Origin of the sequence: Sphingosinicella sp. BN140058, assembly GCF_004135585.1 — a bacterium.
In the GTDB taxonomy this organism is placed as follows: domain Bacteria; phylum Pseudomonadota; class Alphaproteobacteria; order Sphingomonadales; family Sphingomonadaceae; genus Allosphingosinicella.
Map to the genome: position 1 here is coordinate 1,249,321 of NZ_CP035501.1, position 24,648 is coordinate 1,273,968.

General features: G+C 66.9%; 23 protein-coding genes. 10 read left to right on the forward strand and 13 right to left on the reverse strand.

All coding sequences use genetic code 11. From position 1 onward, the window contains the following. Window positions 1-17: 17 nt before the first annotated feature. Entirely contained in the window at window positions 18-1,352 is a 1,335-nt protein-coding gene (gene glmM, locus ETR14_RS05670) for a phosphoglucosamine mutase (protein WP_129383757.1), read from the reverse strand. A 160-nt stretch (window positions 1,353-1,512) separates the two neighbouring features. Between glmM and ETR14_RS05675 the strand changes: the two genes are divergently transcribed. After that, window positions 1,513-2,796 (forward strand): dicarboxylate/amino acid:cation symporter, encoded by a 1,284-nt coding sequence (locus tag ETR14_RS05675; RefSeq protein WP_129383758.1) that lies wholly within the window; start codon window positions 1,513-1,515, stop codon window positions 2,794-2,796. A gap of 6 nt (window positions 2,797-2,802) precedes the next feature. Here ETR14_RS05675 and ETR14_RS05680 read toward each other — a convergent pair whose 3' ends face one another. From ETR14_RS05680 to ETR14_RS05695, 4 genes are read right to left on the reverse strand one after another with little or no spacing between them, the layout of a single operon-like run. Then, window positions 2,803-3,507 (reverse strand): NnrU family protein, encoded by a 705-nt coding sequence (locus tag ETR14_RS05680; protein WP_371416752.1) that lies wholly within the window; start codon window positions 3,505-3,507, stop codon window positions 2,803-2,805. Next, a complete protein-coding gene (locus ETR14_RS05685; RefSeq protein WP_206185979.1) occupies window positions 3,504-4,904 on the reverse strand; it encodes an amidohydrolase family protein in 1,401 nt (466 codons plus the stop codon). The genes ETR14_RS05680 and ETR14_RS05685 overlap by 4 nt, the downstream gene beginning before the upstream one ends. A 5-nt stretch (window positions 4,905-4,909) precedes the next feature. Next, a complete protein-coding gene (locus ETR14_RS05690; RefSeq protein WP_129383760.1) occupies window positions 4,910-6,331 on the reverse strand; it encodes an amidohydrolase in 1,422 nt (473 codons plus the stop codon). Further along, the gene (locus ETR14_RS05695) at window positions 6,318-8,324 is read right to left on the reverse strand and encodes a peptide MFS transporter (protein WP_129383761.1); all 2,007 of its coding nucleotides are present in this window, start codon (window positions 8,322-8,324) and stop codon (window positions 6,318-6,320) included. Before ETR14_RS05695 ends, ETR14_RS05690 begins: the two co-directional genes overlap by 14 nt. 130 nt (window positions 8,325-8,454) lie before the next feature. On the opposite strand from ETR14_RS05695, the gene ETR14_RS05700 reads away from it, so the two are divergent. The 4 genes from ETR14_RS05700 (at window position 8,455) to ETR14_RS05715 (ending at window position 11,625) form a co-directional block, all read left to right on the forward strand. Continuing rightward, window positions 8,455-9,036: a nitroreductase gene (locus ETR14_RS05700; protein WP_129383762.1), complete on the forward strand. Its 582-nt coding sequence runs from the start codon at window positions 8,455-8,457 to the stop codon at window positions 9,034-9,036. A gap of 71 nt (window positions 9,037-9,107) precedes the next feature. After that, a complete protein-coding gene (locus ETR14_RS05705; protein ID WP_129383763.1) occupies window positions 9,108-9,464 on the forward strand; it encodes a GntR family transcriptional regulator in 357 nt (118 codons plus the stop codon). A gap of 17 nt (window positions 9,465-9,481) precedes the next feature. After that, window positions 9,482-10,309 (forward strand): metallophosphoesterase, encoded by an 828-nt coding sequence (locus tag ETR14_RS05710; protein WP_129383764.1) that lies wholly within the window; start codon window positions 9,482-9,484, stop codon window positions 10,307-10,309. A 110-nt stretch (window positions 10,310-10,419) separates the two neighbouring features. Then, window positions 10,420-11,625: a hypothetical protein gene (locus ETR14_RS05715; protein WP_129383765.1), complete on the forward strand. Its 1,206-nt coding sequence runs from the start codon at window positions 10,420-10,422 to the stop codon at window positions 11,623-11,625. A gap of 21 nt (window positions 11,626-11,646) precedes the next feature. Here the strand turns inward: ETR14_RS05715 and ETR14_RS05720 are convergent, their stop codons facing one another. Further along, window positions 11,647-13,365 (reverse strand): acyl-CoA dehydrogenase, encoded by a 1,719-nt coding sequence (locus ETR14_RS05720; RefSeq protein WP_129383766.1) that lies wholly within the window; start codon window positions 13,363-13,365, stop codon window positions 11,647-11,649. 47 nt (window positions 13,366-13,412) lie between these two features. Between ETR14_RS05720 and ETR14_RS05725 the strand changes: the two genes are divergently transcribed. From ETR14_RS05725 to ETR14_RS05735, 3 genes are all read left to right on the forward strand, one after another. Continuing rightward, window positions 13,413-14,366 (forward strand): L-threonylcarbamoyladenylate synthase, encoded by a 954-nt coding sequence (locus ETR14_RS05725; protein WP_129383767.1) that lies wholly within the window; start codon window positions 13,413-13,415, stop codon window positions 14,364-14,366. Window positions 14,367-14,379: 13 nt separating this feature from the next. Continuing rightward, on the forward strand, window positions 14,380-15,138 hold the full coding sequence (locus ETR14_RS05730; RefSeq protein ID WP_129383768.1) for a ZIP family metal transporter: 759 nt from the start codon (window positions 14,380-14,382) through the stop codon (window positions 15,136-15,138). Window positions 15,139-15,247: 109 nt separating this feature from the next. After that, entirely contained in the window at window positions 15,248-16,846 is a 1,599-nt protein-coding gene (locus ETR14_RS05735) for a sensor histidine kinase (protein ID WP_129383769.1), read from the forward strand. A 37-nt stretch (window positions 16,847-16,883) separates the two neighbouring features. Here the strand turns inward: ETR14_RS05735 and ETR14_RS28150 are convergent, their stop codons facing one another. The 4 genes from ETR14_RS28150 to ETR14_RS05750 all read right to left on the reverse strand — a co-directional run bounded on the left by ETR14_RS28150 (window position 16,884) and on the right by ETR14_RS05750 (window position 19,671). Further along, window positions 16,884-17,042, reverse strand: coding sequence for a hypothetical protein (locus ETR14_RS28150; RefSeq protein ID WP_165356328.1), 159 nt, complete (start codon window positions 17,040-17,042; stop codon window positions 16,884-16,886). 104 nt (window positions 17,043-17,146) lie between these two features. Beyond that, complete coding sequence (msrA, locus tag ETR14_RS05740) at window positions 17,147-17,692, reverse strand: peptide-methionine (S)-S-oxide reductase MsrA (RefSeq protein ID WP_129383770.1); 546 nt, start codon at window positions 17,690-17,692, stop codon at window positions 17,147-17,149. Window positions 17,693-17,749: 57 nt separating this feature from the next. After that, window positions 17,750-18,631, reverse strand: a complete 882-nt coding sequence (ligD, locus tag ETR14_RS05745) for a non-homologous end-joining DNA ligase (RefSeq protein WP_165356329.1) — start codon at window positions 18,629-18,631, stop codon at window positions 17,750-17,752. Then, on the reverse strand, window positions 18,628-19,671 hold the full coding sequence (locus tag ETR14_RS05750; protein WP_129383772.1) for an ATP-dependent DNA ligase: 1,044 nt from the start codon (window positions 19,669-19,671) through the stop codon (window positions 18,628-18,630). Before ETR14_RS05750 ends, ligD begins: the two co-directional genes overlap by 4 nt. Before the next feature lie 180 nt (window positions 19,672-19,851). Between ETR14_RS05750 and ETR14_RS05755 the strand changes: the two genes are divergently transcribed. Together ETR14_RS05755 and ETR14_RS05760 are read left to right on the forward strand one after the other, a co-directional pair. After that, window positions 19,852-20,433 carry a murein L,D-transpeptidase catalytic domain family protein gene (locus tag ETR14_RS05755; RefSeq protein ID WP_243455777.1) on the forward strand — a complete coding sequence of 194 codons (582 nt, stop codon included), beginning with the start codon at window positions 19,852-19,854 and terminating at the stop codon, window positions 20,431-20,433. A 222-nt stretch (window positions 20,434-20,655) separates the two neighbouring features. Then, window positions 20,656-21,348 (forward strand): murein L,D-transpeptidase catalytic domain family protein, encoded by a 693-nt coding sequence (locus tag ETR14_RS05760; protein ID WP_165356330.1) that lies wholly within the window; start codon window positions 20,656-20,658, stop codon window positions 21,346-21,348. 96 nt (window positions 21,349-21,444) lie between these two features. Here the strand turns inward: ETR14_RS05760 and ETR14_RS05765 are convergent, their stop codons facing one another. The 3 genes from ETR14_RS05765 to ETR14_RS05775 all read right to left on the reverse strand — a co-directional run bounded on the left by ETR14_RS05765 (window position 21,445) and on the right by ETR14_RS05775 (window position 24,587). Next, window positions 21,445-22,038 (reverse strand): AAA family ATPase, encoded by a 594-nt coding sequence (locus ETR14_RS05765; protein WP_243455778.1) that lies wholly within the window; start codon window positions 22,036-22,038, stop codon window positions 21,445-21,447. 1,738 nt (window positions 22,039-23,776) lie between these two features. Further along, complete coding sequence (locus ETR14_RS05770) at window positions 23,777-24,178, reverse strand: hypothetical protein (protein ID WP_129383775.1); 402 nt, start codon at window positions 24,176-24,178, stop codon at window positions 23,777-23,779. A 10-nt stretch (window positions 24,179-24,188) separates the two neighbouring features. Next, a complete protein-coding gene (locus ETR14_RS05775; protein WP_129383776.1) occupies window positions 24,189-24,587 on the reverse strand; it encodes a hypothetical protein in 399 nt (132 codons plus the stop codon). Window positions 24,588-24,648: the final 61 nt, after the last annotated feature.

A 24,648-nucleotide genomic window follows, 5' to 3' on the forward strand; every position in this document is an offset into this window, starting at 1 on the left:
GCCGATCGTCCGGTGCATCAGGCCGCCTTCACCGCTTCGCAGATCGAATCCACCACTTCCTCGACCAGTTTCTCGTCCTCGCCCTCGGCCATCACCCGGATCAGCGGCTCGGTGCCCGATTTGCGGATGACGAGACGGCCGACATTGCTGAGGCGCCTCTCCGCATCCGCGATCGCGGCCTTTACGCTGTCCGTGTCGAGCGGTGCGCCGCCCCCGAAGCGGACGTTCTTGAGCAATTGCGGCAACGGATCGAAGGCGTGCAGCACTTCGCTCGCTGGCCGCCCTTCCTCGACCAAGCAGGCCAGGATCTGCAGCGCCGCGACAAGGCCGTCGCCCGTGGTCGCGTAGTCGGACAGGATGATGTGCCCGGATTGCTCCCCGCCGACGTTGAAGCCGCCGCTGCGCATCGCTTCGAGCACGTGGCGGTCGCCGACCTTGGTCCGCACCAGATCGAGGCCGTTGGTCTGGAGGAAGCGCTCGAGACCGAGATTGGACATCACGGTGGCGACGATGCCGTTGCCTTCCAGGAGGCCGCGTTTGGCCCAGGAGAGGCCGATCACCGCCATCAACTGGTCGCCGTCGACCATCGCGCCTTTCTCGTCGACGATGATCACCCGGTCGGCGTCGCCGTCCAGCGCAATGCCGAGGTCGGCGCCTTCGGCAACGACCCGGGCCTGCAGCGCCGCCGGATCGGTCGAGCCGCAGCCGTCGTTGATGTTGGTCCCGTCGGGCGTGACTCCGATCGCGATCACCTCGGCGCCGAGCTCCCACAGCGCCGAAGGCGCGACCTGGTAGGCGGCGCCATTGGCGCAATCGACGACGATCTTGAGGCCGTCGAGGCGCAATTCCTCGGGAAAGGTCGATTTGGCGAAGTGGATGTAGCGGCCCCGGGCATCCTCGATCTTGCGCGAGCGCCCGATCGCCGAGGCATCAACCAGCTTCGGCCGCTCGTCGAGCAAAGCCTCGATCGCCAGTTCGTCATCGTCCGAGAGCTTGTAGCCGTCCGGACCGAACAACTTGATGCCGTTGTCGTAATAGGGATTGTGGCTGGCAGAGATCATCACGCCGAGATCGGCGCGCATCGATCGCGTGAGCAAGGCCACGGCCGGGGTCGGCACCGGTCCGACCATCACCACGTCCATGCCGACGCTGGTGAAGCCGGAGATCAGGGCGGTCTCCATCATGTAGCCGGAAAGCCGCGTATCCTTGCCGATCACTACGCGATGGCGGTGATCGCCGCGCTGGAAATGCGCGCCGGCCGCCTGGCCGACACGCTGCGCCATCTCGGCGGTCATCGGGCTCTGATTGGTCCGCCCGCGAATTCCGTCCGTCCCGAAGAACTTCCGCCCCATCTTGCTACCTCGGCTGCTGCGCCGCACGTTGACGTCGGCTTGGTTGCGCCGGTCATAGAGCGTGATCGGGCGGGGTGGAAGCGCCCCGCCGCCGAGCCTCTCTCCTTCCCCGCATTTGAGGTCCCTTCCGCGCTCCTGCGGACGCGGTTAAGGAACGTCGATGAGCCAAGCCAAACGCATCCTCGCCTCCCTCGCCATCGGTCTCCTGCTCGGCATCTTGAGCGCCCGCTACGGCAGTTCGTGGGTCGAAAATGCGATCGCCGTCGGCGAACCGATCGGCACCATGTGGCTCGACGCCCTTCGCATGACCATCATCCCGCTGATCGTGTCGCTGCTCATCACCGGCATCGCCGCCTCGGCCGAGGCGGTGCGTGCCAGCCGGCTGGCGTTCCGGGCGGTGATCCTGTTCATGGCGGTGCTGTGGAGCGGCGCGATCATGTCGGCGTTCATGACTCCGCTGCTGCTGCGGCTGTGGCCGATGCCCGCGGAAGCGGCCGCGCGGCTGCGCGATGCTTTGACCACCTCTAGCCAGGAAGTCGGCCAGATCCCGACATTGGGCCAGTTCCTGACGTCGGTGATCCCGACCAATCCGATCGCCGCCGCCGCCAACGACGCGATCCTGCCGCTGATCTTCTTCACCGTCGTTTTCGCTTTCGCCCTGACCCGGCTCGCCCCGGCGCAGCGCGAGCTGCTGACCGGCTTCTTCCGCGCCATCGCCGACGCGATGCTGGTGATCATCAACTGGGTCTTGTGGCTGGCGCCGCTCGGCGTCTTCGCGCTTGCTTACGTTGTCGGCGCCCGCGCCGGGCTGGCCGCATTCGGCGCCCTCATCCACTACGTGATCGTCATCGCCTCGATCGGCGCCATCGTCTGGCTCGCCGCCTGGCCGCTCGCCTTCTTCGGCGCGCGGATCGGCCCGCGCCAATTTACCCGCGCGATCGGCCCGAGCCATGCGGTCGCGATCAGCACCCAATCCTCGCTCGCCTCGCTGCCGGCAATGCTCGGCGGCGCCGAGAAGGTGGGCGTGCCGGTCGCCGCCTCGGGCGTCACCCTGCCGCTCGCCGTGGCCCTGTTCCGTGCCACCGGCCCGGCGATGAATTTGGCGGTCGCGATCTATGTCGCCAATTGGTTCGGAATTCCGCTCGGGCCGATGCAGATCGCCGCCGGTGTCGCAGTCGCGGCCACCACCACCCTGGGCTCGATCAGCCTGCCCGGGTCGGTCAGCTTCATCAGCGCGATCGGGCCGATCTGCATCGCGATGGGCGTGCCGATCGAACCGCTCGTGCTGCTGGTCGCGGTCGAGACCTTGCCGGACATCATCCGCACCACCGGCAACGTTGCGATGGACGTCGCCACCACCGCCACCGTGGCGAAGCGATCGGGCTTCGACGAGTCCAGCCCGCTCAGCGAGCAGGACCGGCTGCTGCAGGAAGAACCCGCCTGATTGGGCTCAGTCGAGACCGCCGCCGGCAAGGGTGACGATCCGGGAGACGGACGGCGCATGCAACCAAGTCGCAAGCAGCCAGAGGAGAAGACCGCCGCCGAGTGCGACCCAGCCCGGAAATGCGGATCTCCACGGCGTCTTTCGGAACAGCAGGGCCGCGAACGGCACGAAGCTCGTCCGGGCTTCCCATTGCAGCCAGGCCTTCCCGATCGTCGATCTCTTCTTCCGGTCCTGCCCGATCGAGCCGGCGATCGCCAGGATCAGGATCCCGGTCGCGACGATCAGGTTGCGCGGCGACCAGGACAGGCTGATGTGGACCAGGGCCCACAAGGCGAAGCTCCAGTTCATCGGGTGGCGGGTGATCGCGAATACGCCGCGGGGCGCTTGCATCGCACGCTTGGCTCCGCCCGGCATCGGCAAGGCCGGATTGCCGAACAGAGATCCGACCAGCAGGATCGATGCCACCAGCATCAGCGCCGAGGCGACCGGCCACCACCAGCCCGGCGCGATCCACATTGGCAGCGAAATCCGGATCGACCAGTAAGCGAGGACCATCGCGCCGAGGGTCAGGATCGCGACGATCGAATAAAGCGCCGCGAACCCCGCTTCGCCCGTATTCTGGACGAGGCGGAGCCGAAGCGGATGCGACAAGGCGAGATGTGTGCCGACGAACGCGGCGGTCGCCAGCACGAGGCCGGCGGTCTCGATCACCGCTCGTATGCCTTGGGGAGCGCCCCTTCGGTCGCCGTGCGATAGCGATCCCGAAGCCGGGTCTGATGAGTCTGCAGCGGCTGCTGAACGCCGTCGATCATCACCATGACGGGCGCAGAGCCGTTCTCAAGCGGATCCCCGTCCCAGATTACCACGTCGGCGCGCCGACCCGCCTTGAGCGAGCCCAGTTCGCCGCCGAGGCCGAGCGCCTCCGCCGGCCCCGAAGTGATCATGCGCAGCGCCTCGCCCCAGCTCAAGCCGGCCGCCCCGGGCACTTTCTGAAGCGCAACGAGATTGCCCGCATATTGGGTGGAGAGCCGGACCTGCCGCGATTCCTCGTTGTTGATCAGGCCGAGCGAGACATCGACTCCGGCCGAACGCATCCGCGCGACGTTGGATTGGGTCGCGGCGAGCTGCTCGAAGCTTGCTGGCAGATCGTTGAGCGCGTTGGCGATCACCGGAATACCGGACGCGCGGATGCGCTCGGCGACCGTCCAACCCTCGGTTGCGCCGATCAGCACGAGGCGCAGGTTCGGAAATTCGCGCTTGAGCGCCAGCACCTGCAGGATGTCGCTGGCGCGCTCGGCATGGACCAGCAGCATCTGCCGTCCCTGAAGCACCGGCACCAGAGCCGCGGCATCGAAGCGGGTCAGCAGTACGTCGTCGGAGCGCTGTGCACCGGGTCCGAGCAGCCGATTTTCGGGCACTTCCTCGAGCGGCAGATCGCGCTGGTCGTTGGCCCGCGCTTCCCGCCGCGTCGCGCCGCCACCGGAAATACCGGTGCGGCCGAGATCGCGCGCCTCGCGCAGGGCGTTGCGAAACAGCACGTGGGCCGAGGCGCGGCTGCCGCCGGCTTCGTCCGCCCCCGCCTCGCCGAGCTCGACATATTGGAAGGCGCGGGCGCGGGTGATCGGCTCCATGTCCGCACCGAGATCGATGATCGCGCCCTGGCCGGCGAAGATGCTGCGCGCAGTCTCGGGCGCGACCACCGCGCGGGTGACTCCGCCGGCGCGGCTGACCGCGACCGCCGCGGCGCGCGGATTGATCGCCGGCGCGACGTCGATCGCCGCGCTGAACGGCGAGTTGCCGGCCGAGGTGTCGTTGGTCGCAGCGACCGCGTCGACCTCGACCAGGCCGACCCGCGAGAAGCCGGCGACGATCCCCGGCGTCACCCAGCGTCCGGCGGCGTCGACCTGCTGCGCGCCGGGAGGAATCGCGACATCGCGGCCCGCGGCGACGATGCGGCCGTCGCGGACGATCACGGTTCCGCCCTGGATAGGCTCGGAGCCGTCGCCGAGGGCGACGGTGCCGCCGGTAATCGCAATGGTTTGCGCCAGGGCAGGGCCGGCGGCGAGGCCGAGCGCGAGCAGCAGGGCGCTGCGCTTCAAGTTGGTCATGGCGCTCACTTCACGTCCCCTTCGCCGGGCTGGCCAAGCTCGAAATCGGTCACGGGCCGCCGCGCCGGATCGGCCGCATCGTACATCAGCGCGCCGTCGATCCAGACCTCCGCCGGACGGGTATAGACGCTGAACGGATGGCCGTTCCACAGCACCACGTCGGCCATCTTGCCGGGCTTGAGGCTGCCGGTCTTGTCGGCGATGCCCATTGCCCTTGCCGGATTGATCGAAAGCCAGGTCCAGGCGACTTCGTCCGGGATCTGGATTCCTGCCTTGCGCCCGAAGGCGAGCGCTTTGGCCGCTTCCTGGTTGAGCCGCTGGATGCCGTTGGGATCGTCCGAATGGACGATGGTGCAGGCGCCGGCATTGTGGACGAACGGGATGTTCTCGTTGATCCCGTCATAGGCTTCCATCTTGAAGCCCCACCAATCCGCCCAAAGCGCGGCGCAGATGCCGTTCTGCTTCAGCAGATCGGCGATCTTGTAGGCCTCCACGGCATGGTGGAAGGTCGACACCTTGTAGCCGAACTCCTTCGACATATCGATGATGTTGGCCATCTCGTCGGCACGGTAGCAATGGTTGTGGACGAGGATCTCGCCGTCGAGCACGCCGCGGAGCGTCTCCATGGCGAGGTCGCGGGCCGGCATCTCGCCGCCGTCTTTCTCATATTTGTCCCAGCGCCTCTTATATTCCTGCGCCCGTGCCCAGGTCTGGCGCATCATCGCGACGTTTGCCATCCGGCTCGCCGGCATCTGGTTGCGGCTGCCGTAAACCCGCTTCGGATTCTCGCCGCAGGCCATCTTCAGGCCGTAAGGCGCACCCGGAAACTTCATCTGCTGCATCGTCCGACCGGGCACGTTCTTCAGCGTCACCGAACGGCCGCCGAACAGGTTGGCCGATCCGGGCAGGATCTGCAGCGAGGTGACGCCGCCATTGGTCAGCGCCCGGGTGAAGCCGGGATCCTGCGGCCACACGCTATGCTCGGCCCAGACTTCGGGACGGACCGGGCCGGTCACTTCGTTGCCGTCCTGATGTGCCTCGACCGAAGGCGAGGGATAGTCGCCGAGATGGCTGTGGATGTCGATCACGCCCGGCGTCACCCATTTGCCGCGGCCGTCGATGCGGGTCGCGCCGTCCGGGATCGGCGTATCGGCGCCGCCGACCGCGCGGACGACGCCGTCGGCGAGCACGATCGTGCCATTCTCGATCCGGCCGCCCTCGCCGTCGAAGATGGTCGCGCCGGTGATTGCGGTCGGCACCCCCGGATAGACCTTGTAGGTCGACGGGAACGGATCGCGCGAATAGGTGGCCGGCTTCGACCGGCTCTCGCCGGCGCTCGCGGTCTTCGGGGTCTTGCTTTCGGTGGTGGTGGAGCAGGCGGCGAGGACCGCCAGAAGGGGCAGGATTAGGCTCTTACTTGACACCATGCATCCACTTCTTGAGCAGCGGCGAAAGGAGAAGGAGAAGGACGCCGATCCCGGCCGAGACCAGGCCGATCGTCCGGAACACGTCGCTATAGGTGTCGAGGCTGACCTTCAAATTGGTCACCTGGCCACCGACCGTCTCGACGCTGGCGACCTGGGCGACCACCCCGGCGACATATTGCGCGACCGAGATCGACAGGAACCAGACGCCCATCATCATGCCGACGATGCGGGCGATCGACAGCTTGGTGATCATCGACAGGCCGACCGGCGAGATGCAGAGCTCGGCCATCGAATGGATCAGGTACAGGCCCGCCAGCCACGCGACCCCGACCTTGAAGTCCGATCCGGCCGACGCCGCGCCCCAGACCAGGAACAGGAAACCGGCGCCGACGCCGACCAGGGCGATCGCGAACTTGATCGGGATGGTCGGCTCGATGCCGCGCTTGGAGAGCGCGTTCCACATGATGCCGAAGATCGGCGCCAGCAGCACGATGAACAGCGCGTTGAAGATCTGGGTCTGGCCGGCGGGCATGACATAGACCGGCTGGTTGATCAGGCTGTTGCGGGCAAAGTGCAGCCCGATCGTCACCACCGTCGCGACGACCAGGAAGCCGATCCCCATCGTCCGCTTGGTTTCACGATTTTCTCCATAGGAGAAGAACCACCAGGCGAGGCTGCACAGGCCGAAGGCGAGCAGCAGGGCAACCAGATAGTAGGTGAACGGCGCCGAGCGGAACATGGCGAAGAGCGGCCCGGTCCACTGGATCGCCAGATCGGTGTTGCGGTCGGCGAACAGGGTCAGCGACGACCCGGCCTGTTCAAACAGCGTCCAGAAGACGACGTTGAAGATGATCAGCACCATCGCCGCGACCATCATCTGGAATTCCTGCCGCGATCCATTCTTGTACGACCAGATCAGGATTGCGGGCACGCCGATCAGGAAGGTGCCGAACAGCACCTTGCCCATGATCGGCAGCGACGCGATGTAGCCGATGATCCCGGATCCCGCTTCGGGCGCGGTATAGTGCATCAGGTTGCTGAACAGGAACCAGACCACCGGAACCGCGGCGATCGCGCAGGCATAGATGACCAGATCGCGCTCGCCGCCGACTCCCTCCGGGCGCTCGCCATAGCCGCTGAGACGGCCGCCATCGAACTGGATCAGCACCCACGAGAACAGCATGCCGATCGCGGCCAGGCCGAAGCCCGCCCACCAGCCGACGCTTTCCGCCAGCATCGGGCAGAAGAATTGCGAGATCAGCGAACCGAGATTGATGCCCATGTAGAAGATCGTGAAACCGGCATCACGGCGGCGATCCCCCTCCTGGTAGAGGGAACCGACGATCGTCGAGATGTTGGGTTTGAAGAAGCCGTTGCCGATCGTCACCAGCGACAGGCCGGCGAGCATCAGCATGGTGAAGAAGCTGGAGCGTTCGCCCTGCGACTCGAAGCCGCCGGCGGCGATCCGCCGGCTCTCCGTCCCGTCGGCGGCGATCAGCGACACCGATTTGTCGTCATTGCCGCGGATCTGCAGGCGCTGGTCGCCGGCGATCAGATATTGCGGCGATCCTTCCGCGGCGCGATCGATCTGCACCTCGTAGCGCTGGCCGTCGACCAGCGCGTAGGGCTTGGCGGTCTCGCCGCCGAAACACAGGGTGAAATAGCCCAGCGCCATCAGCACCGCGCCGAACTTCACAGAGCGCTTGGAGCCGAGATAGCGATCGGCGAGCAAACCGCCGATCAGCGGGGTCAGGTAGACCAGCGCGGTGAATCCGCCGTAGAGACCGGTGGTGGTCTGGTCGTTGAACAGGAAATGCTCGGCAAGGTAGAGCGTCAGCAGCGCCCGCATGCCGTAGAAACCGAACCGCTCCCACATCTCGGTGGTGAACAGCCGTTTCAATTGTCGGGGATGTTCAAACCAGGTGTCGTTATCGCTTCGTGAGACGCCGGGACGCTCGCCCTCCGTCGTGTTATCGGCAGCGACATTCACCATATACGAAAGTCTCCAGAAGGCGGCCGTCGAAGGCGCCAAAGGGGCAAGTGCAATCGGCGCACCCTAGCGGGCAATTCGGCCTTGTGAAGCGGATTGTTGCAGCATCTCCAGACTGCTAGCGGGGGCCAAGATGTTCAACGATCCCTCCTCGCCGCTCGCTCTGCTCCGCACCCGGCGCTCCGGCCGGCCCCGCGATCTGGTCGCGCCCGGCCCCGATGCCGCACAGCTTCGTCAGATCCTCGAGATTGCCACCCGCACGCCCGATCACGGCAAGCTGCACCCGTGGCGCTTCGTCCACATTCCAGTCGGTGCGCGCGGGGCCTTTGCCGAACTGCTCGACCGCGCCTACCGCCACGAACGGCCGGAGCCTGGTCGCCTCGAACTGGAAGCGAACGAGCGCTTCGCCCGGCAGGCACCGGAACTGGTGGCCGTGCTGTTCACGCCGGTCGAGAGCGTCAAGATCCCGCTTTGGGAGCAGGAGCTGTCCTGCGGCGCCGCCTGCATGAACCTGCTCCACGCCGCCCATGCGATCGGCTTTGCCGGGGGCTGGGTGACCGGCTGGGCGGCCTCGTCTCCGGAGGTGCTCCAGGCACTCGGCGGGCGCGAAGGCGACCGGATCGCCGGCTTCATCTTCCTCGGCACCCCCGGCGCGCCCCTCGAAGAGCGCCCGCGTCCCGATTTCGATGCGGTGGTCAGCACTTGGCACAGGTAAGACAGGGTTCCTGTCGTCCCCTGCCATACCGTACTAACGCCAGCTTGACCCCTTTGCCGTATTAGTACACCATGCCACATGTGAGCAATGAAGACCGTCCCGTTTATCTTCGCCTGCGCGATACGATCGCCGCGATGATCCTCGAAGGAAAGGTGCGCGAAGGCGACGCCCTTCCTTCGGTGCGCAGCCTCGCCGCCGAATATGGCGCCAATCCGCTCACAGTCGCCAAGGCCTATCAGACCTTTCAGGACGAAGGGCTGGTCACGGTCCGCCGCGGCGTCGGCATGTTCGTGTCGGAGGGCGCAGCCGAGCGGCTGCTCGACACCGAGCGCCGCGAGTTCCTGGAGCAGCGCTGGCCCGGAATCGCTGCGCAGATCCGCCGCCTCGGGCTCGATCTCGACGATCTGGTCGGCCGCGCCCTCGCCTGATCGCGGCCCGCGCCGCAATGTCCCGCTCCACACTCTATCGTGCCACCGCGATCCTCGTGCTGCTCGGTCTCGGCCTGGCAGCCCTAGGCTATGCGGTGGCGGTGTCGACCCCGGTCGTCCGGCGCGCCGAACTGACCCTGCCCGGCCTGCGCGGCCGGCCGCTCAAGCTGCTGCTGATCTCCGACATCCATGTCGCCGGGCCCGACATGCCGCCGGAACGGCTCGCCGACATCGTCGACCAGATCAATCGGATTGGGCCCGATCTCGTGCTGATCGGCGGTGATTTCATCGGCGACAAAGGCGTAGGCACCCGCATCTATTCGGACGACGAGATCGCAGCGCCCCTCGCAGGCTTGAAGGCGCGCCTCGGAGTGTTCGCAGTGCTCGGCAATCACGATCACTGGCGTGACCCGGCAGGCCTCGGCGAGGCCTTGCGGCATGCCGGCGTGCGCTTGCTCGACAATCAGGCCGCGCGCGCCGGCCCCTTCGCGATCGGCGGAGTCGACGACGCTTACACCGACCATGACGATCTGCCGCTGACTCTCCGGCGCATGCGCGCGGCGGGCGGCGTGCCGGTCCTGCTCTCGCACAGCCCAGACCCCTTCCCAGACGTGCCCGGCCACATCCGGCTGGTCCTCGCCGGCCACACCCATTGCGGCCAGATCAGCCTGCCGCTGATCGGACCGCTCTCGACGATGTCGCGCTACGGCGATCGCTACGCTTGCGGGCTGATGATCGAGAACGGCAAGACGCTCGTGGTCGGCGCCGGCGTCGGCACCAGCATTCTGCCTCTGCGCCTCGGTGCTCGGCCGGACATGTGGCTGATCTCCGTTCGCGGCCGCTGACGCTCCCCGCAAATCCGATCCCGTTCATCTCGGGTTGCCGGTCGGCGCGCTAGACTCGCCGCCGCTTCGGCGGGTAAAGGACGCGCGGGCAAAGGGAATTCCCAATCGACATGTTGAACAGCCGCCGCAGCCTCAGGGCCGCCGTCCTCTCGTCCGTTCTTGCCGCCTCGGGGGCGAGCACCGTGCTCTTCGCGCAGGAGCAGGCGCCGACGACGGTCGGCCCTCCCGCACTCAAGGACTTTCAGCTTCAGGGCGAGCGAACCACGCCTGCGCAGCCGAACCCAGCCGGCCCCGAAATCGCTCCCTCGGCGCCGGCCGTGCAATTGCCTCGGTCGACGACGACGATCCCCGTCGTTCCCCGCACGCAACCGCCGGCCGAGCGGCCTGCCGTCACGCCCGCACCGACGCGCACCGCCCCCCGTCCGGTGCCGCGCGGGGCCGAGCCTGCTCCACAGGCGCAGCCGTCGCCGAGCACCCAGCCGGCGCCTGCGCCGCCGACTGCCGGGATCCCGGTCGACGCTGCGCCTACGCCTGCCGCACCCGTCGTCGCTCCGGCACCGACCACTCCGGCCCCGCAGGCGGCACCCGCCGCACCCGCGGCGACACCCTCCGCCCCCGCCGCACCGGCCGGCAACGATTGGGCCTGGCTGTGGGTGGCCGTGCCCGCACTGCTCGCCCTGCTCGCTTTCTTCGGTTTGGGTCGTCGTCGCCGTCGGACCGTCGCGGAACGGACGGAACGATCGGTCGCCCCCTCGCGCGCCGCCGCCGCACGCCTCAAGGCGGCCCCGGCCGCCCCCGTCCCGGCGCCGAGCCCGCGCGCGCGCCTCGAAATCGAGTTCCGCGCCGATCGCGCCGCCGCAACGGGTACAGAAGCGAGGGTGCATTTCGACATGGTGCTGCGCAACGTCGGCGACATCGAGGCGCGTAACATCCGCATCGACAGCCGGATGTTCAACGCCGATGCGGAGCGTGACATCGATACGTTCGTCAAGGGTCCGATCCACGATCTCAGCGGCTCGCCCCACGTCACCATCCTGCCCGGCGACACGCTCGAACTCGCCAGCATGCTGTCGCTGCCGAAGAGCGAAATGCACGAGATCGAGATTCAGGGGCGGCGCGTGTTCGTGCCGGTGGTCGCGATCAACGTCGCCTACGATTGGGCCGAGGGCGGCAAGGGCCGCACCTCCCGCTCGTGGCTCGTCGGCCGCGAGGCCGATCAGCCGTCGGCGAAGATGGGCGCGTTCCGGCTCGATCTTGGGCCGCGTATCTACCGCTCCGTCGGTCAGCGCCCGATGCGGCTCGCCAACGTCGCCTGAGTTTAGGCAGGCGGCGACAGCTCAGGCGGCGAACGCCTCTTCGTCGATCCCATAAAGCGCTTCCGCGCCTCCTATGGCCGCAGCGGCAAGTCCGTTCGCCTCGGGCACCAGCCGGTCGAGATAGAAGCGCGCCGCGGCCCGCTTCATCGCCGCGAACGTGGGATCAACGTCCTGCTCGCCCTCGAGGGCGGTCAGCTGCCGCTTCATCAGCCAGCCGCAGACCGCGATGCTAAGCAGGGTCAGGAACGGATAGGCGCCGGCCAGCCGATCATCGGCGGAAGCGCCGAGTAAGTGACGAGCGACCGCGTCGGCGCTGTCGATCAGCGCCAGCAATGCCGGCTCGTCGGCGGCATCGGCACGCGCCTCGGAGAGCAGGGCGGAGAGCACGCCGCCCCCGTCCATCGCCAGCTTTCGGCCGACCAGATCGGCGGCCTGGATGCCGTTGGTGCCTTCGTAGATCGGCGCGATGCGAATGTCGCGCAGGTGCTGCGCGGCGCCGGTCTCTTCGATGAAGCCCATGCCGCCATGAACCTGGATGCCAAGGCTCGCCACCTCGACGCCGACATCGGTGCCATAAGCCTTGACCAGAGGCGTGAGCAGGTCTGCGCGCGCTTTCGCGGCCGCATCGCCGAGCGTCGCACGGTCGGTCTGCCGGGCGGCGTAGTAAGCGAGCGCGCGAGCCGCCTGGGTCAGTGCCTTCATCCGCAGCAGCATGCGGCGGACGTCGGCATGGCCGATAATCGCGGCGGGAGCGCCTTCGCGGGCACCCTGAACGCGTTGCCGCGCATAAGCGACGGCCTGCTGGGTCGCGATCTCGGCGATCGACACGCCCTGCAGCCCGACGTTGAGCCGGGCATTGTTCATCATCGTGAACATCGCCCGCATCCCTCCATTCTCCTCGCCGATCAGCCAGCCCTTGCAGCGGCCCTCGTCGCCATAGGACATCACGCAGGTCGGCGAGGCGTGGATGCCCATCTTGTGCTCGATCGATACGCAGCGGACGTCGTTCGGCACGCTCGGCGCGCCGTCTCCGGCGAGCAGGAATTTGGGCACCAGGAACAGCGAGATGCCGCGGGTGCCCGCGGGCGCATCGGGAGTCCGCGCGAGCACCAGATGGACGATGTTGTCGGCAAGGTCGTGGTCGCCGAAGGTGATGAAGATCTTCTGGCCGGTGATCGTGAAGCTGCCGTCGCCATTGGGCACCGCGCGGGTCTTGAGCGCACCGACGTCGGACCCGGCCTGCGGTTCGGTCAGGTTCATCGTTCCCGTCCACTCGCCGCTGATCAGCTTCGGCAGCCAGAGCCGCTGGAGGTCTTCCGATCCGTGATGCTTCAGCGCTTCGACGGCGCCGGGCGTCAGCATCATGATCAGCGAGAAGCCCATGTTCGCAGAGCCGAGATCCTCCATCACCACCGTCGCGAGCGTCAGCGGCAGCCCCTGGCCGCCATGGTCGGTCGGCCCCGACAACGTGCCCCAGCCGCCCTCGACATAGGCTTGGTAGGCCTCGCGGAAGCCAGGCGGCAGAGTGACCCCGTCGGGCGACCATTTGGCGCCGATCTGGTCTCCGATCCGGTTAAGCGGCGCGAACTCTCCCGCCGCAAAGGCGCCCGCTCCCACCACTATGGCCTCGACCAGATCCGGGCTCGCCTCGGCGAAGCTGGGATGCGCGGCCAGTTCGTCGATGCGGACGATGTGCCGGAGCAGGAAGCTCTGATCGGCGACGGGCGGCGTGTAGGTCATGGCGTCCTCAGGTTGCGCGGGCGGAGCCGGCGCTATAGCGCGCGGGGGTGGACCAGCAAAACCCCGAGACCCTGATCCTGCCTTATGGTGCGGCCGCGATCGACGCCGCCGCTGCCCTGGTGCGCGGCGGATGGCCGGTCGCGTTGCCCACGGAGACCGTCTACGGCCTCGCCGCCGACGCCGGCAGCGACGCCGCGGTCGCCCGAATCTACGCCGCAAAGGGCCGGCCGGCATTCAACCCGCTCATCGTCCACGTGCTCGATGTCGAGGAGGCGGAGCGCCTGGCCGATCTCACCGCCGGCGCGCGTACCCTCGCCGAAGCTTTCTGGCCGGGCCCTGTCACCCTCGTCGTGCCGGTGAAGCGGGGTTCGAGACTGGCTGCGGCGGTGACTGCGGGCCTGCCGACGGTGGCGTTGCGCTGCCCGGCCCATCCCGCCATGCGCGATCTGCTGCGGGCGGGCGGGCGCCCCCTCGCGGCCCCCTCCGCCAATGCCAGCGGCGCGATCAGCCCGACCCGCGCCGAGCATGTCCTGAAGACTCTGGGCGGTCGGATACGGTTGATCGTCGACGGCGGCGAGACGGCGCATGGGCTCGAATCGACGATCGTCGGATTTCCGGACGGTGGGATTGCCCTGCTGCGTGCCGGGCCGGTACCGTTCGACATGCTCGCCAGGATCGCCGGTCTGCCGACCTCCGAGGCCGGCGAAGGCATCCAGGCGCCCGGCCAGCTCAGCAGCCATTATGCGCCCTCGAAGCCCGTCCGCCTCAACGTGCGGCAGCCGGAAGCCGACGAGTGGATGATCGGGTTCGGGTCCGTGCCCGGCGACGACACGCTCAGCGCCGCGGGCGACCTCGCCGAGGCTGCGGCACGTCTGTTCGGCGCCCTCCACCGCGCCGAGGCGGCGCCTGCGGCGCGGATCGCCGTGGCACCGGTGCCGATCACGGGCGTTGGGCTGGCGATCAACGATCGGCTGCGCCGCGCCGCAGCCCCGAAAGGATGAGGGAAGCGGCGCCATGCCCGTAGCGATCCAGGCCGGCCTCTGGGGACTGCTGAGCGGCTCTGCCTTGCTGCTGGGTGCATTGGTCGGCTGGTTCCTTCCGCTGCCGCGCCGGGTGATCGCCGCGATCATGGCGTTCGGCTCCGGCGTGCTCATTTCGGCCTTGTCGTTCGAGCTGGTCGACGAAGCCTGGCGGCAGGGCGGCTTCTTTCCGGTCGCCGGCGGCTTCCTGGGCGGCGCGGCCGTCTACACCGGATGCAATCTCCTGCTCAGCCGCTGGGGCGCGAAGCATCGCAAACGGTCGGATGAGGCGGTGCGAAAGCAGGAAGGTTCGGGCGGGGGCGCCAATGGCGGCGCCCTCGCGCTCGGCGCCCTGCTCGACGGCATCCCCGAATCGATCGTCATCGGGGTCAGCCTGCTGCGCGGCGAGGGAGTCGGCCTCGTCGCCGTCGCCGCCGTCTTCCTGTCCAACCTTCCCGAAGGACTGTCCAGCGCCGCCGGAATGAAGGCCGAGGGCAAGCGCCCGGGATTCGTCTTCCTGTTGTGGAGCGCGATCGCGCTCAGCGCCGGTGTCGCCGCCCTCGCCGGCTACCTGCTGTTCGCCGGTGCCTCCGGCGGCAGCATCGCCGCCGTCCAGGCAATCGCCGCCGGGGCCATTCTCGCCATGATCGTCGACACGATGGTGCCCGAAGCGTTCGAAGGCACCCAGGATTATGCCGGCCTGATCGCCGTCGCCGGCTTCCTCGTTGCGTTTACCCTTTCGCGGCTCGGCTGATCCTTCGGTCGGCGCGTCCGGTCTTTCGATCGACAATATCGCGTTCAGAAGCCCGAAAGCAGCTATTGCGCATCTAAAATGGCAATGGTTGCAACCGGTTTCCTGATTATTGCGGGAGCCGGTTGTCGCGAATCGAGATGGCTGCATGGGTTCGATTTTAAGAAAGTTGCCATGGTCGAGGTCCGGCATTGCCGGGTTGCTGCGAAGTCTCCGCTTCGAGGCGTTGATCGTGTGTCTGCTGCTGCTGACGCTTGTCTCCGTGGTGTTCGAAAACGCGATCCTGCGCCAGGAGATACGCTTCGCGCCCGACGCGAAGCCGAATTACGTCGGCTACGCCTATAGCGACCAGCAGATTGGCGGCGTCTCCACGGTTTCGCCTGACCCGCGCACGCCGATGGCCTGGCGATGCGCGCTGCGCGCCAAGGTCGAGATTCCGTTTTGCGGCTACGAATTGCTGTTCGATGCCGAGCGCCACGCGCGCGGGCTCGACCTGTCGAACCTCACCGCCGTCCGCCTTAAGCTCGATTACAAGGGTCCGAGCCGCACCGTGCGCGTGTTCCTCAAGAATTTCGATACGCGCTACAGCCAGCCGAACCATAGCGAGACGGCCAAGTTCAACCAGATCGAGTTTGATTATCCTCGCGGCAGCACCGAGGTGTCACTCGCCCCCAATAACTTCAGCGTCGCCGAATGGTGGGTGACGCAGCATCATGTACCGCCGGAACTCAGCCGTCCTGCCTTCGACAACGTCATCGCACTCTCCGTGCACACCGGAACCGCGCCGGGCCTGGGTGGGCATTCGTTTCGCATACGCGAAATCGTTATCGAGGGCCGGCGGTTCAGCTCCGCCCAATGGTATCTCGGCATCATCGCGGTCTGGCTGGTGCTGATCGGCGGCTTCCTCTTCTACCGCATAGCTCATCTGAAGGAAGAGATCGCCGCTCGCGAAGAGGCGACGGGGCGCGAGAAGCTCATCCAGGACCAGTTGATCTACGTCAGCCGGGTCAACGCCATGGGGGAGATGGGCTCGGCGCTGGCACATGAGCTCAACCAGCCGCTCACCGCCGTGTCCAACTACATGTCGATCGCCCGTCGCCTGCTCGTTCGGCAGCGCCAAGGGGATGCGGCACAGGCGCTCGACGCGATCACCGCCGCGCAGGAGACGGCGCTTCGTGCGGGAGAGATCATCCGCCGTCTGCGGGAAATGGTGCGGGGCAGCGTCACCCGTCGGTCAGAGAAGCTCGCCGACATCATCGACAAAATCGGCAGCATCGCCTTCCTCGAAGCCGATTTGCAGGGCATCCGCCACCGCGTGATCATCCACGATCCGGACGCGCATGTGCTCGTCGACCGTATTCAGGTTCAGCAGGTCCTCTTGAACCTGATCCGCAACGGCTTCGAAGCGATGCACGGCGTGGCTCAGCGCTCACTGGTCGTCGAGACCCGGTCTACGCCGGGCGAGATGATCGAGATCAGCGTCAGCGACACCGGCAGCGGCATCCTTCCCGAAGCACAGGATATCCTGTTCACGGCGTTCCGCACCACCAAGCAGGACGGCATGGGCATCGGCCTGTCGATCTGCCGGACCATCGTCGAAGCCCATGGCGGGCGGATCTGGGCCGAGTCGCGTGCGGGTGGCGGCACGATCTTCCGCTTTACCATCCCGGCCTCTGCGGATGGGCAGTTACGCATCGGGGAAGCGGCCTAACGTCGGCCCGCGGCAGACGATTGCCGCAACGGGCCGGTCAATCTTCGTCGCGACGGGCGCCAAGGTCGATCGGTGCACGATTGTTGCGGCGTTCCACCCGCCGCGCGCGCCGGAAATGAAGCATGACCATGGCCAGTCCGATCACCAGCACGGCCAGGATGACGTAAGCGATGTCGTGACGTTCGGTCAGGCTCATGCCGGAATCCTCCAACAGGGGAGAGCTAAGTTGGTTTCACGCCCTGGATCAAGACCGGTGGAGGGTTGACGGGTCAGGCCACCTCGGCCTGACCCGATCCTCCTCTAGGCAGCGGTGTCGACTTTCACCCGATTTGCAAAGCTCTTGCGCAGCTTCTTGAGCTTGGGCGGGATCACCGCCAGGCAATAGCTGTTGCTCTGACCCTCGCCGTCCCAATAATCCTGATGATAATCCTCGGCAGGCCACCATTCGGAGATCGGCTCGATGGTGGTGACGATCGGCGCCGGCCAATCCAGTTGCGCACGTTCGATCGCGCGGCGAACGGCCGCGTCCTGCGCTTCGTCCTTGGGAAACACGGCGGAGCGATATTGGGTGCCGATGTCGTTGCCCTGACGGTTGCGCTGGGTCGGATCGTGGGTGCCGAAGAACACGTCGAGAATGTCGTCGAGGCCGATCGCCTCGGGATCGAAGGTCACCCGGATCGCCTCGGCATGGCCGGTGTCTCCGCCGCAGACCTGCTTGTAGGTAGGATTGGCGACGGAGCCGCCGATGTAGCCGCTCTCGACTTCACTGACTCCGATCACGTCCTTGAACACCGCTTCGGTGCACCAGAAGCACCCGCCGGCCAAAATGATCTGCTCGCTCGCCATCGCCTGATCTCCTTTCCCGCCCAGATAGGGGTCGCCGCCGTAACGGCAAGCGCCGCTTCAGCCGCGCGGCGCCTCCGGCAGGATCTGATCGGTCGCGGCCATGTCGGCCCAGGGATCGGACGCCTGGCGGGCAATCAGCCCCGGCACCGTCGCGATCGTGTAGGCGCACGGATCGAGCCCCGCTTTCACCTGCGACCAGCTTAGCGGCATTGCTACCGGCGCGCCTTCGCGCGACCGCGTCGAATAGGCGGCGACGGCAGTCGATGTCGGATCGTTGCGCAGATAATCGATGAAGATGCGGCCGGCCCGTTCCGCCTTGGAGATCTTGGTCAGGAACTTGTCGGGCGCATCCGCCGCCATCTCCGCCGAGAGCCCTTTGGCGAAGCTCTTGACGTCGCGCCAGTCGGCGGTTGGCGCGATCGGGACGACGACGTGCAGCCCCTTGCCGCCGGTGGTCTTGACGAAGCTGGTGAGGCCGATCGCCTTCAACCGGTCACGAACCTCCCTAGCGGCGGCAATCACGCTGTCGAAGCCGAGCCCTTCGTCCGGATCGAGATCGAAGATGATCCGGTCGGCGCGGTCGGGATGATCCACGGTCACCGCCCACGGATGCATTTCCAGCACGCCCATCTGCACCAGTGCGATCAGCCCGGGCACGTCCTTGATGTAGAGATAGGGTTCGTCGAACCCGGGGATGACGATCTCGCCGAGCTGCTCGGGAACGCCGGAGCCGGCATGACGCTGATAGAAGCACTTCGTGCCCTGCCCCGTCGGACACCGCACCATGGTGATCGGGCGAAATGCGATCTGCGGCAGGATCCGGTCGGCAACCGCGACATAATAATCGGCGAGATCGCTCTTGGTGATGCCCTGCTCGGGATAGAGGATCTTGTCCGGATTGCTGAGGCGGATGCCTTCCACGAACCGCTCGCCGCTCATTCTCCGCTCCTCAGGCCCGCAAGTTCCGCGGGCCGCGCTTCCGGTTGCAATTGATCCATTCGACATTGCTCCGGCACCTTGTCCGGTCGCCAGCGCAGGAACTTGGTGCCGTGGCGAAAGCGGTTGCCGGTGACGTGGTCGTAGCGCACCTCGGCGATCAGTTCGTGACGCAGCGGCTCCCATTCGCCGGTCCGCTCGGTCGACCAGCGGCTCGGTCCACCCGGCGCATCGCCGGTGAACCCCGGCGGCCCGATCAGCGCCTCAAGCCGTTCGGTGAGCGCCGTCCGCTCGTCGGCCGGAATGGCGGAGGTGAATCCGACGTGGTCGAGCTTGCCGTCATCGTTGAACAGGCCAAGCAGCAGGGAGCCGACCTGACGGCTGTTGGTCGCGTAGCGAAAGCCGCCGACGACGCAGTCGGCAGTTCGCAGCTGCTTGATCTTCAGCATCGCCCGCTCGCCGGGCTGGTACGGCGCATCGGTGCGCTTCGCGACGACGCCGTCGAGCGCACCGCCGGCCTTGTCGAGCCAGCCCTGCGCGACCTGGCGATCGTCTGCATAGGGCGAGAGCAGGATGTCGTCGCGGCGCTCGGCGCCGTGGACGATCTCGAGCGCACGGCGGCGATGCGCAAGCGGTGCATCGCGGTAGCCCGTCTCCTTGGAATGGAGCAGATCGAACAGCATCAACTGGGCCGGGGTCTCGGCGGCGAGGCGGCGGATGCGGCTCTCCGCCGGATGAAGGCGCAGTTGGAGGGCGTCGAACGAGAGCACGCCGCCGATCGGGATGATCAGCTCGCCATCCAGAACCACCCGGTCCGCCTCCATCGCCCGGATGCTTTCGACGATTTCCGGAAAGTAGCGGCCGAGCGGCTTGCCCGCTTTGGACTGGAGATGGACCTCGCCGCCATCGCGGAACACGAGGCATCGAAAGCCGTCCCATTTGGGCTCGAAGCGCCAGCCGGGCTCCTCCGGCAAGGCGTCGACCAGCTTCGCCTCCATCGGCGGCAAGCCGGGTTTCACGGACAGAGAATCGAACGCGGCCATGCGTGGAAGACGCGTGCGAGTCCGTTCCGGTTCCGAACGGATATGCGGCGAATGGATTCCCTGGCGCGATGGATGACCCTCGGCCACCCACCTCGGTCGTTGAGCCTGCGAGACGGTTTTGCGACAATGCGTGTCCGAGGGAGGGCGCTTGTGACGCTGACGCGTAGATCATTATTGAACGTGGCGGCAGCCACCGGTGTGGCGGGCCTGCTGCCGGCCAAGGTCTTCGCGACCGTCGCCCCTCCGCAGCCCGCGATCAACCCCGCGCTTCGTGCCCGGGCGATGGCGTCGCTGGAAGCCAATCGCGGCCGGCTCAGAAATGCCGACGTGATCGGCATTGCCGATTTCAGCCGGATGTCGCGCCAACCGCGTTTCTACATCGTCGATCTTCGCTCGGGCTTCACCACCGAGCATCTCGTCGCCCACGGCCGCGGCTCCGATCCGAGCCATCTCGGCTGGCTTGAGCGATTCTCCAATGACGTCGGCTCCGAGGCGACCTCGGAAGGCGCCTATCTCACCGCCGATTCCTACACGGGCAAATATGGCTGGTCGATGCGGCTGTTCGGCCTCGATCCGAGCAACAGCAATGCGCTGGCGCGTGCGATCGTCATCCACAGCGCCTGGTATGCCGAGCCCAAGGTGGCCGAAACCTATGGCAAGCTCGGGCGGTCCGAGGGCTGTTTCGCGCTTCCGGGCGTCAGCCATGCCGAGGCGATGACCAGGCTGGGGTCCGGCCGCCTGCTCTACGCCGAAAAGGTCTGACGCGCGGCGGTCGGCCGTAGAGGCTCACCCAAGGGCCGATTCTTGCGGGCTTACCTCGTGCCTCCCCCAACTTCATTTCGTTCCACGTCTGGGCCACGATACCGGCGAGTCGTGCCGAAGGCACGACGAGGCGATGGATCGACCGAGGAATCTGACCCGCAATTCATTCTAAAGTAACCACTTTTCCTCTAAATGGCTCAGCCAGTAGCGGAGGGAAATGCTTTGAATTACTCGCGCAGGCAGTTGCTTGGCGCCGGTGCTGCGGCCGGCCTCATCGCCACCACCGCCCAGGCCGAGAGCCTGGCCAAGATCGTTGCCGGTCTGAATGACGGCGCCCGGGCGCCGATGCCGCGCGCCGCTGCCGCGGCCGTGCCGGCACGTCCTCGCGTTCTCGTCGATCCGGTCATCGATCCGCGCCTGCTCGCACGCGCCCGCGCCGCCTTCGACGCCAATCGCAACCGCATCCGCCGCACCGATCTGGTCGCGATCACCGATTTCTCGCGTGCCTCGCGCGAGCCGCGCTTCTTCATCCTCGACACCAATACCGGCAAGGTCTCGAGCCACTATGTCGCGCACGGCCGTGGCTCCGATCCCGATCACAGCGGTTATCTGGAGCATTTCTCCAATGCCTTCGGCTCCAACGCGACCTCGGCCGGCGCCTACATCACGGGCGATTATTATAACGGCAAGTACGGCCGCTCGATGAAGGTCAAGGGGCTGGAACGGCGCAACGACAATGCCGAGGGCCGCGCCATCGTCGTTCACAGCGCCTGGTATGCCGAACCGGAAGTGATCCGCGAACACGGTAAGCTCGGCCGCTCGGAAGGCTGCTTCGCGCTGTCGCACGCCAGCCTCCAGGAAGTCCTGCGCCGCCTCGGCCCGGGCCACTTCCTCTACGCCGACAAGCTCGCCTGAACATCCGGCGCCGGGATCAGCCCGGCGCTGGCACCCAATTCGGCAACTCAATTCCCTGCGGGTCCTCCTGAAGGGGCCGGGATGGCCCCTGATACTTCAACAGCTGGTCCGCTGCCCCTGCGAAAAGCAGCGCGATTTTGGCGCAACACCCAATGCCGCGAGAACGAAGTCGGCGCGGGCAGAGACGCTAGCCAAGGGCAACATGACGGGCGCGTACCCCGCCTCGCGATAAGCCTGCCGCACGCGCACATAATCGCGCAACGCGGCGTCGAGGCTGTGCCGGCGATCGGCGTCGTTTACGTAGATTTCCGGCCATGGCGGCGCAAGGAAGAGCCGGTCGTGGCGCTTGCTTTCGATGAGGTCGGTCGGGCGCGGCAGTCCGGACGCAACCATCGCAACCGCCGCGTCCACGATGCCGCGGTCGAAGAAGGTAAGCCCCTGCGCTGCCGCATGATCCGCCACCGACATGGCAAGCGCCCGCCCGGCGAACGCGGCAGCATCGCGCCACGGGAGCGCTCTCCCGTCTCCCGCGCGTTCCTCGGCGATGATCCGCCTCCCCGGTTCCGCGACCACCGCATAGCCGCGGCGCGCGAGTTCCTCGAGCAGGGTGGACTTGCCTCCGCCCGAACAGCCCGAGATCATCACGAAGCATCGGTCGTCGCCATTATTCGTGTGTTGAATCCGCTTCACTTCCGCGCTTCCTATTCGACCCTTTCTGATGACGCGCGGCCGGCCCCTTCCCCATGAGAGAGGGGCCAACCCTTCACGCGCCCGCGCCGATGACGACACGCACGTCTTTGGAGCGGCCTGCGTCTGTTGCTCCTCGCACGATCCGCCGAAGCGCATCGCACTGCGCCATGCACAGCTGCAGGGGAGTTCTCGTGGATACCGGGGGCAGTGGAACACGCAAGACGGGCTCGCCGTAAGCGCCAGTCCTGTGTCGCTCGCGCGGGTCGGGCGACCTTGGCGGGTAGCACGAAGCCGCTTGGGAGACCGGCGCCTGACCGTCGTCATTCCCTCGCACGTTCGCCCAACAGAATGGGGGCCGGCATCGCTGCCGGCCCCCGATGTCCCAGCCCATGCAGCGCCTGCCGGCGCGGCGCCCGCTGGGCGGGAGGTCGGGTCGGGCGCATGCGCCCGGCCGTCCCTGGTTTCGAGGTTCGGACCGAAGGTCCCCCCTCCGGGTCCCGTCGGGGCCGAAGCCCCGGCGGTTCCCTCTGGGTCACGTCGCACGCCGAGGCCTGCTTCGCTTCCCGTCTCCGGTTCCGAGCCGGCAGAACCGGCCTTTCCCCGAAGGACCGGCGCGCGATCGAGGCGCAAGCTCCGATCCGCTTGCCGGGCGGGTCCGCTCCGGAGCCGAAGCTCCCTGACGTTCCCGTTCGGGCGCTGCGTCGGAGTGAAACTCCTGCTCGCACCCTGCCGTCGCGGATGGGCTATGCCCGTCCGGTCAGGTCCGACGGACGCCTGTGCTGCCAAAGCTTCACGTCGTTCCGTCTTTCGAGGTCGGTGATGGGCCTGAGCCTTCTCGTCCTTCCTCCCGACCGCATCCTTGCCGAAGCCGGGATGCTTGCCGGTTGCTCTCCGCAGGCCGAGGCCCTTGGATCGCTCCGCGTCCGTCCGCGCCGGGGCGCGTTCGGTTGCGGCGGCGCCTGTGTGCCGAAGCGCCGGTTTCCGTTCAGGCTTTCCGAGCACGCTCGTCGACCCTGACGTGATTCCTGGCGCGATTGGCCTCAGGTCGCCTTCGGCTTGGCCGTTTGAGCCGAAGCTCTCCCGGTTGCGCCTGATGTCCCGTTCACCAAGAGCCCTTCCGGCACCGCCATCCCACACCCTTCGAGCCAAGGCCCGTTGGATCGCGTCCGGCGATATCGTCGTGCCCATCGAGGTCCGCGACACCTGCGGATCGTTCAGGCAGAAGCCCTCGCGGTTCCGCTTTTTGAGTTCGACTTCAGCCGAAGCTTCGGAAGAACTCACGAGGTCCAAAAGCTCGCGCCATGGGATCCCGTTCAGCCTCCGTTCCAAAGGGTGAACCCTTCGTCGCGGCAGCCTCGCCGCATCGGCTTCGGGGGCGTTTCCCCGTTGCTTTCGCCGCGTCGGCAATGCCGTTCTCGGGGAGGCCGGCATCACCTACCGGTGCTCTCGTCATCGTCCGAACCTCGGCCTTGCAACCTCGGTGCGGTCGGCTCCGCAGCGTCCGTATCTCCGTCCGGCTTGCTCCGCGTTTCCGCAGGCTCTTCCTTCCGGCGACCAAGGAATGCTGTCACGGATTCCGAGTCGCACAAAGCAGAATCCACCTGTGGATAACGGGGATAATGGGGGTTGTTTGGGATCCCATGAACAATGTCGAACGCGCACCGGGATTTAGCGCGCAAACTGCACGAACGGACTCAGCCCCCTTGGTCGGGGACCGGCGCCCTCAAGGCGGTCGGGATCAGGCGTCGGCGCCTTTCGGCGGCTGCGACTCGGGCTTGCGGTCCCGGTTACGCTGGCGGTCGCCGACGCCTTCGAGCGTTCGGCGGGCGAGATCGACGGCGAGAACCTTGAGCGTGTCGCCGATCGGATTGGCCGCCTTGGCAGCAGCGTGCGATCCCTCTGCAGACGGCTTAGCCTTGCCGGCGCCGGAGGGTGGTGCTCGCAACGCTGCCGCGGCGGACAGCAAGGCCGCGGCGACGACTTCGCTCACCACTGGATCCTTGGCGAGTTCCACCGCCTTCTTGCCCGCCTTGCGCAACTCCTTGGGCACCTTGATGCCGCCGACTTCCTTCGGGATCGGATTGGCGGCCTTGCGGGCGCCCTTCTTCTTGCCGTCCTTCTTCTTCTCGCTCTTGGCCACGAACGCCTCCTTATTCGACGATGATGGTCCCGTTCATGCCGGAGATCCGGTGAACGAAATTGCCACCACGCATCTTGTAGCGGCCGGCCTTGGGCACAAGGACGATCGTGCGCGTGGACAAGGACGGGACTTCGATCGCGCCCTTCTTGATCGTGCCGCCGTCGCGTGGGCGCAATTGCCCGGCCGCGAAGAAGTCGGCAGCGGAAAAGGTCAGGCTTCGATTGCTGTTGTTGACCAGCCGCAGCCGGACCGGCTCACCGGCCTTGAGCCTGATCTCCTTGGGGGCGATGTCCCAGGTGGTGAGCAACACGTCATATTCCGGCGCCATCCGCCATTCCTGCGCCCGGGCCGGCGCGGCGGTAAAGGCGGCGGCGAAGACGGCGAGGGCTACCAGCAATCGTGACTTCATCCGTTTCTCTCCTCGGAGCGCCAGCATGTCCCCCTCAACGCAGGAAAGCAAAGCTCCTTTC